Genomic DNA, 10,644 nt, shown 5'->3' on the forward strand with positions numbered 1-10,644 from the left:
CCCGCCGCGGTCGTGCGGTATGAGTTCTCCGCCACGTCTTCCAGCAGCGAGAATTGGCGGCTAAGGGCTATCAACGTGTACCACCCTCTGGTGCCCCTCCGCTGCATCAGAGGGCGGCAATCGCCTGGTCCACGGCGAAGACTTCCGCCCGGAACAGCGGAATCAACTTTGCCATAGTGCCCCTGTCATCGTCCCGCGCGGCACTTTCCAGCCAGCCGCAGAACTCGCTCAGGCGCATGGCTCCCACGGAGCCGGCCGACGACTTCAGCTTGTGTGCAAGCTCGCCGACGGCCTGAACATCCTCGCACTCATACGCCTTGAGCAGTTCTTCCGCTTTTTCGCGACCGTAGTCACGAAAATCCTGCAGCAGTTCGTGCATGATCGTCAGGTCACCACCGACAAAGGCCGCCGGTACCGACGTATCGAGGCTCACGGAGGTCACGACCCCCGCCTTGGTATCCGGGGCTTGCGGCGTGGCAACCGCGGGCGCCGTATGCCCGGGCTCCTGCGCACCGGCGCCAGAGGGCATCCACTTTTCCAGCTTGGCCCCTAACAGCTCCAGGCGTGCGGGCTTGCTCAGGAAGTCATCCATGCCGGCCGCCAGGCAGCGCTGGGCTTCGCCCTTGAGTGCATTGGCGGTCAGGGCAAGAATGGGCACACGCGCATCCCCCCTTTGCTCGGCCCTAATTTGGGCAGTGAGCTGATAGCCGTCCATCTTTGGCATATGCAGATCGGTCAGCAGGAGGGCATAGTCACCGCTGCGCCAAAGCTCCAGCGCCTCGCGTCCATCTTGTGCAACGTCTGCGGTATATCCCAGCAGGCCAAGTTGGTGCTGCAGTACTTTCTGATTGACCCTGTTATCTTCGGCCACCAGGATCAGGCAACCGCGCCATAGGGCTTCGGCACGGCTGGGGGCTATCCTCTTGCCGGGGGTTTCGGCGGATGTCACCGGCCTGAGCGCCGCCAGCGTCTTGCGGCCACTGGCGAAAGTGACCGCCGCCAGCAGCATCCTTCGCGTCAGGACATTGCCATCGACCTCAACCCGGCCGGCACTGGCCAATCGGGGTTGCCGCCGCTGGCCCCGTTCAATCAACACGAAACGCACTTCCTGTCCCGGCAACAGCCTGGCTTTGAGTTCAAACCCCTCGATCTCGCGCGACTGCCGTTCAATATCCACCACCCAGACGCAGAGCCCCGCCCCTGCATGCAGCTGCCACTCCTGGGCAGCTGCCAGGTCGGTGACCCGTGCAACCTCGGTGTTTTCATGCCGCAGGTAGACGTACAGATCATCCGCCAGGCTGTTCGCGGAGCCGACCACCAGGCAGCGCAGCCCGTCGATGGGTGAAGGAGACGGTGCCTCGCCAGGCGCTTCAGGGGCCAGAGGCAACCTGACAGCAAAGCTCGACCCCTGGCCGGGCTCACTACGCACCTGTATATCACCGCTCATCATGCTGACCAGATGGTGCGAGATGGCCAGCCCCAGCCCGGTACCACCGAAACGGCGCCGAGTGGTGGCATCGGCCTGTTTAAATGCCGTAAACAGGCTCTCCTGCGCTTCTGCATCCATACCTATGCCATTGTCAGTGACCTGCAGTAGCAGCCAGGGCGATTCCGCCTGGTCGTCCAGCAAAGCCCGGACCGATACCCGACCACCCTCCTGCTCACTGGTAAACTTGATGGCATTGCTGGCGAGATTGAGCAGGATCTGGCGAATCCGCAATTCATCACCGATTGCCACGTCCGGCAATGCAGGGTCGGTAAATAGCCTGAGTTCAATGCCCATGTTGCTGGCCTGGTTGTCCAGCATTGAGCAACATTGTTCGACCACGGCCACGATCGAGAAGGGCTCCGGGTTCAACTCCAGGTGCCCGGCCTCGATCTTGGAAAAATCGAGAATATCCTCGATGATATCCAGCAGCGACAAGCCCGACATGCGAATCAGGTCGAGCATGTCCTTTTGTTTTGCATCCAGCGCCGTCTGCTCCAGCACGTCCACCATGCCGATCACGCCGTTAAGCGGCGTGCGAATTTCATGACTCATGGTTGCCAGAAACTGTGATTTTGCCTCGCTGGCCTGCAATGCACCCTGCTGCGCCTGCTGCAGCTCCCGGGTACGTGCCAGAACGCGCTGTTCCATTTCATTGCTCAGCCGCCTGAAGGCAGTTTCGGCTTTTTTGCGCAAGGTAATCGTTCTGTGCGCCATAACAACACGTACAGGCGCACCTTCATTGCACCGCGCTATTGTGCACTGGAACCAGCGCTGCTGCTTCGCAGCACCCAGGGAATACTCAAACACAGCCTCTGCGTGCGTACCCTGCATGACTTCGCGCACCAGCGTGGCGATTTTGATGCCCCTGGGGCCAGACCGGTCACAGGCTTCAAGATAGTTGTCGCCTTCCCCGGCCTGCTCAAACAGCTGGACATTTCCCTGCGCAAACGAACCCCAGGACCGGTTGGCGACGAGGATCATGCCCTTGTCATCCAGTACGGCAATACGCGCTGCCAGCGCATCAAGCGCTCCGTGCAGTAACTGTTCGCTGTCACCCAGCTGCCCGCTGCGCTGGGCGAGCGCAGTTTCAAGCCGGGAATTGGCCTCAAGCAGCTCCGCCCTGCTGGCATTCAGCTTGACCAGGCGCCGGGCGTCCTCGCGGCTTCGCCCCCGCTGCCGCTGCAGCATGAAAAATGCTGCCAGAACGGCAACTAGCAGGATGAACATCGAGACCATCAGCCAGGGGCCAGTGTCCGCACCCAGCGCTGCAGGCCAGGGCGACAGGGATCCTGCATAGAGCATCATCGGAGCTTCAGACAGCGCATTCAGCGGGCCTGTCGAGGATCGCCAGCCCCCCGCAGGGGCTGCCAGGTTGAGGCTTGCCGTCAGCTCGACCAGAACAGCACAGATCAGAAAGACCGCCGCAAAGCGCCTGAAGATATCTCGCGAGGATATGCCAGAGTTCGCAGGAGCAGGTGTCCGATTCAGATACATCGGGATTTCATCCTTGTCGCAAAAAACACAAACGGACGAGCTGGATTACACTACTCGAGCGTCACTCCATGTGCAAAAGCGTACCAATCTTTTTCAGCAACACGGCCCGGTCAAACGGCTTGACGACAAAGTCGCAAGCGCCGGCCTTGAAACTATCTACCACGACATGTTTCTGGCTGTGCCCGGTAATCATTACCACCGGAATACTGACAAAGGACTCGATGGATTTCAGGCGCCGGGTCGCCTCGATACCGTTCATGTCCGGCAGGTTGATATCCATCAGCACCAGTTCAGGTCGCTGCCTGTGCATGCTTGCCAGTGCGTCCTGGCTGGACAGGGCAAACATCAGTTCGATCCCGGCATCGCCCAGTAAACGCTTTATCAGCTTGTGCTGAAATTCGTCGTCATCAACCACCAGCACCCGCGGGCGGCGACGCTGGGTCAGCGTTTGCATTTCGCGTAGCGAGTCCAGTTCGGGCGCAAGATCCTGCTTGAACTGATCGGCCCACAGGCTCACAGGCGCCATGGCCGCGCTCACCGTCTGCAGGTGCTTGTCGACATGCTCGGTTTTCAGGCGTGCAAACTCGGTCTGCAGCACGCCGAGAACAGACTCGCCGACCGGACCGCCCGCTTGCAGCAGCGCCTGGTGCTCATCCACGGAAAACCGCCGCGCAAAGCCCTCCAGCGCCAGGCTGATATCGTCACCCGCCTGCTCCAGGGTCATGCGACCCTGCTCCATATGCTGGTTGCCCTGTGCCAGGCTCAGCTCCAGCAAGGCTTCAAGGCCGGCGATTCTTCGCCCCAGGGCGGCGAACTCGCTGGCCGAGGGCACATCGGCCTCGCTTTCAGCCACCTGTTTCAAGGCATGGTGCACTTCCATCCCCAGGCGTGTTGAATCGTACCCCAGCGGCCAGAACAGCACATAGCTGGAAAAGTGACCTTTTTTGCACAGAGCATAGACTTCCTGCAGCTCGGCCTTGGTGCACAAGATTATTGTTCTATGGGGGTGGCCGTGGGCCTGGCTACTCAGGCGATAAAGTCCCAGATAATAGGTTTGCGCCTTGGCCAGCGTATTGAACGCCAGCACCAGCACGGCCGGGCTGTGCAGTTCAAAATCCGGGATGGCCTTGTCCGGATCGGTCGATACGACAACCTGGTCGAACTCCTTGCGCAACAGCTGGTAAACGATATCGGCATCATCGACATCTTCCGCCGCGATCAGAATGTTCGTATTAGCCATTGCGGCCAATACCTGCCATCAAGTCGTGCCGGCGCATTTCCCACTCCTGCATCCAGTCCTTCATGGCTGAAGCCGGCATGGGTCTGGCGATGAAATACCCCTGCATGATGTCACACAGGTCAAGGTCGAGCAGGAAGTTCCAGTCATCGGCATTTTCAACCCCTTCGGCGACTGACTGCATCCCCAGCCCCCGTGCCATATCAACGCTCGCCCGCAGGATCGCCCTCTGTGACGGGCTCTGGGAGGCGCCATGGACAAAACCGGCATCCACCTTTAGCTCGTTGAAGGCAATATCCCGCAGCTGCCTCAGGGATGAATGGCCCGTGCCAAAGTCATCGATAGAGAGCGTAATATGCTTGAGGCGCAACCGCGTCAGTATATCCAGCGCAGTGACGGGATTATTCATCAGCTGGCTTTCGGTAATTTCCAGTACCAGCTTGGGCAATTCCACCGCGGCCGTCCTGGCCACATCAACAATAAAGTCGGGAAAATCCAGGGAATTCAGATTGTTCATGGAAATGTTCACCGCGACACTCAGGTCAAGACCGTCATCACGCCAGCCGCGACACTGCTTCAGCGCATTTATCAGCACCACCCGGGTCAGGTCATCGATAAGACGGCTTTGCTCGGCCGTGGTAATAAACTGATCGGGAAACACCAGACCATCCACCGGGTGCTGCCAGCGCACCAGGGTTTCAACTCCGACAACCTCACCGGTGCGGCTGGATACCTTGGGCTGGTAGTAGTTCACCAGCTCGCCGTTGTGAATCGCGTGCCGAACCTCGTCAGGGCCGTAAACCTTTTTGGCAGGGGCGGTTTCGCGCACCACGAAGGACAGTTGCTGCTCGAGAATCCGCTGCAGCTGCTCCGGCTTGACCGGCTTGGTAAACGCATTGAGCACCCGTAGTTTGTGGGCCTGGGCCAGGTAGCTCACGGCATGCAGGATACGCTCATCTTCACCGCTCATGAGCACCAGCCCACCCCGGAAACCGTGTTGTGCAATCTGGCGTAGCAGCTCAACTCCGTCCAGCTCCGGCATCTGGATATCGCAGAACAGCAGATCGAAGGGCGTGCTGGCGTTCTCGATGATCCCCATCGCATCGACGGCCTGCTGGCAGACCGTGACTTGGGGATATCCCAGGTTTGCCAGCTGACGCCCAAGCAGTTTGAGGACAAAAAAATCATCATCGATAATCAGTATGTTCATTTGCGTTCCCTGCTATCTCTCTGTCGTCCCATAATAAGCTGACCAAACTATCAATTATTAACATCGCTATATTGCACATCCTTCCATTCAACCAGCTAAAAATAGTTTCGGTTTCAGGATGACCCTATTGGCCAGTTCAAGCGCCCCCAAAACACCTGCCCGGCTATCAGCAATAGTAGCAGCAAAGCGCTGCACTTCATTTAATTAAGGGTGCACCACTACAGCGGCTTCGTTGCCTACTAGTGACGGGATTGGCCTGAAATGAGCCAGATAAAACCTGATACGCTACAGGATGTACTCGCACGCGAGGCGCGGCTCAGATCAACTCTAAATTACTGCTATTTAATGGATTTATCGACCAGGAAAGATACAAAAAACCAAAAAATGCATGTAAATGCGTGAAAACGCAGCCAATGTAGCAAAAGCGCCAAGGGAAAGCCAAGAGCTTTAGCCGCCAAAACAACAGCCCCGCTGACCTGCCCCCTGAAGGTGTTGCAAGGCTGTAAGCGCAAGGCCACCGCCAGCCCCGACCTTCCCCGCTCTGCAGCAGGCACTAGCCGGTCACACCCGACACCTGCTCAACACAGGCAATAACGCTGGACACCTCGGTTTCGAACGCGCTCATCAGCCCCTTCAGGGCAGCCCTGTCCTTGAGTGCGACCGCGCTCTCGAACTGCTCCAGAATGCCGCACAGTGCCAGCGCACCCATGGCACGGGAGGAGGATTTCAGTTTATGCGCCGCCGCGGCCACAGCGTCCAGCTCCCCGGCCCCCCAGTCACCCCGCATGCTGACAAGATGGGTATCGAGCAGGGCCCTGAATTCTTGCAGCAGTTCCTGGGCAAAGGCTTCGTCATCGCCAACCAGTTCCCGCAATACCTGCAAGTCCAGCGCAGTCTGTGCCCGCGCGGCATTCAGGCGCTCGCCCTGGGGGGGCAGGGTGGCTTTTTCCACATGACCGGACCAGTGCTCCAGTGCGGTTTTCAACTCTGCCAGGGCGACCGGTTTGCTCAGGTAGGCATTCATCCCCGTGGCCAGGCAGCGCTCGGCCTCGCCCTTGAGCGCATTCGCCGTCAGGGCAATAATCGGCACTGACCCTGGCGCAGTCTCCAGCGCCCGGATATTTCTGGTCAGGTCATACCCGTCCATTTCGGGCATATGAATATCTGTCAGGATCAGGGAATAGCGACCGTTGTCGCGCCAGCGCTCCAGCGCCTCCCTGCCATCCCAGGCAAAGTCAGCCTGATACCCCAGTAGCGCCAGTTGACGCTGGAGCACTTTCTGGTTCACCTCGTTGTCCTCGGCCACCAGTATCCGCTCATCGGGATGCTGCAGCGGGGTTACAGGACCCGGTTTGCGCCCGCTTCGCAACCCGGGTACCGGTAGCGCAGGCGCATCCAGGATGCCCGCAGCGCAGGCAACGGCCGCCAGGAAAGTACTCTGTTTCAGCAGGTTGGCATCAAGCACCAAATGATCCGCAGCCCTGGAACGCGCTATTCTGCGGGCACCGCGTTCCAGCGAGAGGAAACGCACCCGGCCAGCGCTGCCCGCCGCGCTTCTGAGCGCGTCGATCGGCGCACTCTGACCGCCGGCATCATAGATCCACAGGGAGACCGTCTCGGGCGAGAACCCGGCGGACCGGGCGGCCGCGTCACTGATCTCTGGCGCCCGGGCCACAACGGCCCCGGCGAACTCCAGGTAGGCGCCCAGGCCCTTCAGGACACCTGCAGGGGATCCAATCAGAAGACACTGCAGCCCCTCGAGCGACGGCCCCGACGGTGCAACCGGCATGTCGTGCGCAGACTCAGGGGCGATTTGGAATGGAATCTGAACTGTGAACGTCGCCCCCTTGCCCGCTTCGCTCTCTACGCTGATATCCCCGCCCATCAGGCCAACGAGGCTGTCGACGATGTTGAGCCCCAGGCCGGTACCACCATATCGACGGGTGGTGGAAACATCAGCCTGGTCGAAGGAGGAAAACAGCTTCAGCTGCGCCGACGGGTCAATGCCGATGCCATTGTCAGACACCTCGAGCTGGATACGTACGGACGCTGACCGGGACTCCACCAGGGTGGCACTCACCGCAACCCGGCCTGGATGCTGGCCGCTGGAGAACTTGATCGCATTGCTGAGCAGGTTGACCAGTATCTGGCGCAGACGAACCTCATCACCGAAGCAGCAGGCCGGTAGCCAGGGGCTGGTAAACAGGGTCACCTCCACACCTTTGGCGAGACTCACCTGGTCCAGCAGCTCGCAGGCCTGCTCAACGATGCTGGTGACGCAAACCGGTTCCTGCTCCAGCTCCAGCTTTCCCGCCTCGATCTTGGAGAAGTCCAGGATGTCATCGATGATATCCACCAGAGAGAATGCCGACCGCCGGATCAGATCCAGCATCTCGACCTGGCTGTCAGGGAGGTCGCTGTACATCAGTACATCCAGCATGCCGATAACCCCATTCAGGGGAGTCCGGATTTCGTGACTCATGCTGGCCAGAAAATTGGATTTTGCCCTGTTCGCGACCTCTGCTTCATACTGCGCCGTTTCCAGCTGCTGCGTGCGTTGCCGCACCCTGTCTTCCAGTTCGTCATTTAACGCCTTTAACTCGGCGGTACGCTGTGCAACCTGTGCCTCCAGCGACTGGTTCAGCATTTTAAGGCGATGCTGGCTTTTCTCCAGATCGATGGCGATCCTCTTGCGGCTGTTTATATCCGAAACCGTCCCGGACACTTTCAGCGCCCGGCCAGCGCCGTCACTGGAAATCACATTGCCGCGTACCAGCAACCAGTACCAGTCCCCGGTTTTGCTTTTCGCCCTGACTTCACAGGTTAAGGCTCCATTGCACGCTGTCAGGCTGGCCTGCAACTCACCCATGAGCCGGACCCTGTCCGCCGGGTGCAGCAGTTTCTCCCAGTCCGTCGCGCTCGCTTGCGCATCCTTTGCTGCGTACCCCAACAGGTCCGCCCAGGCGCCGCCCAGGTGCACCTGGTTGCTGGTGACATCCCAGTCCCAGTAGCCCATCCTGCTACCTTCGATAACGCGCTTAAGCAGCGCCTCGTTCTGCTGCAGCCTGTCCTCCGCGCTTGTACGCGCGGTAATATCCGTCGCCGCCAGAATGACGCTGTCGACCGCGCCCGCTGAATCGAATATTGGCGACAGGACCAGGTCGGCAATAATCAGGCTGCCGTCTGCACACTTTAACCGGATATCCTGGTGTACAGACTCCCCCGCGAGGGCAGTACTAACCGCCGCCATTAAATCGGCATAATCCGGCGATATAGTCTCCGCCCAGGCCTGGGATAAAAGCACCTTGTCCGCAAAGTCTTTTTCACTGATACCAAAAACATTCTTTGCAGCCCGGTTAACATGAGCAACAGAGCCATCAGCTCTCAGCTTTATAATAATAGTGGCCACGCTGTTCAATACACTTTCAAGATCCTTGCGGGCGCGCTTCAGGGACGCTGTACGCCGGGTTATTCTGAATTCATTTCTGGCCGCCTGGCCTGCGGCGACAATGGAGAAAGACGCGATAAACAACATCAGCAAAACGGCAAAGCCAAGGACGACTTTCATGAAGGCGGATTGCCCGGGCTGCCAGGCCGGGGCGGCCCAGGTTTCCATAAGGATCGTATGGTCACCAATCACCTCAGGGTGATTTCGCCACAGCGGCGCGGTTTTTTCGCTGAGGTCCGAGCGGCTGTCCAGCAGAACATGGGATGTACTTTCGTCCGCAGACACCAGCTGCATCCGAAGATCAACATCATCCTGCAACGAGCTTTGGGTCAGCAACCGGGCAAGATCAGAAAAATACAGTACCGCGCCAACAAAACCCTCAAAGGCATGACTGCGCTCCTGCAGCGAAGCGGCCTGCACATCAAACCCCGCCTTGTAGACCGGCAGATAAAGCCTGAAATCGTCCGTGCGGGTAATTTCGTTGCTAAAAGTGGCGTGACGCTCAATTAAAAAAGATCGACCGGATGCAATTGCAGACGTCATCCTGGCCAGGGTGTCGGCATCCGAGGCATTGTCAAACCCCGCGGCCTGGGCCGGCAGGTCACCGGCCTGCCCCGCCGCTCTGACAAACAGCACAGGGTAATAGGCTTCTTTTTCTGCAGCCCTAATGGCGCGGCCCTGCCCGTCGAATTCATAGATACGGTAATCGCCCCAGCCCCGCTCCCGGGCGTCCGCTTCGAAAGTTTCACGATCGGTCTGCAGCACGCGCGGAATCCAGACCAGTTTCTTAAGCAAAGCGCCGTCAACAGATTTCCCAAAGAAATCCGAGAACTTTTTCTGCGTCATTATTTCAAGGTCGCTGATCATATAATCTTCCGCGACCCTGACAGTCTTGTCCGTGAGCAACAGGTGGTATTCAGCAACTTCATGCAAGTGTTCACTGGCAAGGCTGACACTTTTTGCATGGTCACTTTTTTCCGCACGCTCGACGAGCAACAGCCCTGCCCCCAGCAGCACTGCGACAATCAGCGGCAAGACCAGCAACAGGCCAATATGAGGCCGGTGGGCTTTGCCGGCCAACGGCATGAATAGCAGCAACAGGGGCACCATCAGGAGTACACCGATGCTGTCGGCGGCCCACCAGGTCAGCCAGCTGGCCCCCAGCAAATGCAGGGGTACGGCTTGCAACTGGTACATGGCCAGATTACCCAGGCTGGCCGCGACCAGGCAGGCGACGGGGCCTGCCAGCATCAGCCGGTAAAACACCTTGCTCTCATCTTCCACCGCTGCGTAGCCGCTTGACAGTGGCTGCAGCCATTTGGCGCCAAGCAGGGCCTGCAGTGTTGAACCGATGGCCGTGATAGCCGTCATCAGTACCGTGTCTGGCGAAACATCGGTGCCGGTGACAAACAGCTTGTGGGCCAGATCGGAACCCCAGGCGGCGATGAAGACTGCGGGCCAGTAGCGCGCCCCCCAGAGCAACAGGCCAAAGAGGGCAACCCCGGCCGCCGGCCAGACGGGAGCGGCGTAGACCGGCGCAGTCCCCAGCGCCATGCCGAGCCCTGCCAGCAAAAAATAACTGAGCAGCAACAACAGGGCTTTTTTCACAGCCGCGGTTCGATCCGGCGTGGAAGGAGCGGGTTCAGGCACGAAAGCCTTTTCAGCCTCATTTTGCGTAATTATCACTGCAACTCCGTTTGCATGCTGCAACAGGTTAGACCCCAGATTCACGCCCTTCAACCGGCAATGGGCTCTTGCCAGGCCTG

General features: G+C 59.1%; 4 protein-coding genes. All 4 read right to left on the reverse strand.

Annotated elements, in window-relative coordinates:
- Positions 1–106: 106 nt before the first annotated feature.
- Complete coding sequence (locus KDW95_RS12210) at positions 107–2,983, reverse strand: hybrid sensor histidine kinase/response regulator (RefSeq protein ID WP_255852077.1); 2,877 nt, start codon at positions 2,981–2,983, stop codon at positions 107–109.
- Positions 2,984–3,044: 61 nt separating this feature from the next.
- Entirely contained in the window at positions 3,045–4,223 is a 1,179-nt protein-coding gene (locus KDW95_RS12215) for a response regulator (RefSeq protein WP_255852078.1), read from the reverse strand.
- Positions 4,216–5,430, reverse strand: coding sequence for an EAL domain-containing response regulator (locus tag KDW95_RS12220; protein WP_255852079.1), 1,215 nt, complete (start codon positions 5,428–5,430; stop codon positions 4,216–4,218). The genes KDW95_RS12215 and KDW95_RS12220 overlap by 8 nt, the downstream gene beginning before the upstream one ends.
- A 553-nt stretch (positions 5,431–5,983) precedes the next feature.
- The gene (locus KDW95_RS12225) at positions 5,984–10,564 is read right to left on the reverse strand and encodes an ATP-binding protein (protein WP_255852080.1); all 4,581 of its coding nucleotides are present in this window, start codon (positions 10,562–10,564) and stop codon (positions 5,984–5,986) included.
- Positions 10,565–10,644 lie beyond the last annotated feature (80 nt).

The sequence above is a fragment of the Marinobacterium rhizophilum genome (genome assembly GCF_024397915.1).
Lineage (GTDB): Bacteria > Pseudomonadota > Gammaproteobacteria > Pseudomonadales > Balneatricaceae > Marinobacterium_A > Marinobacterium_A rhizophilum_A.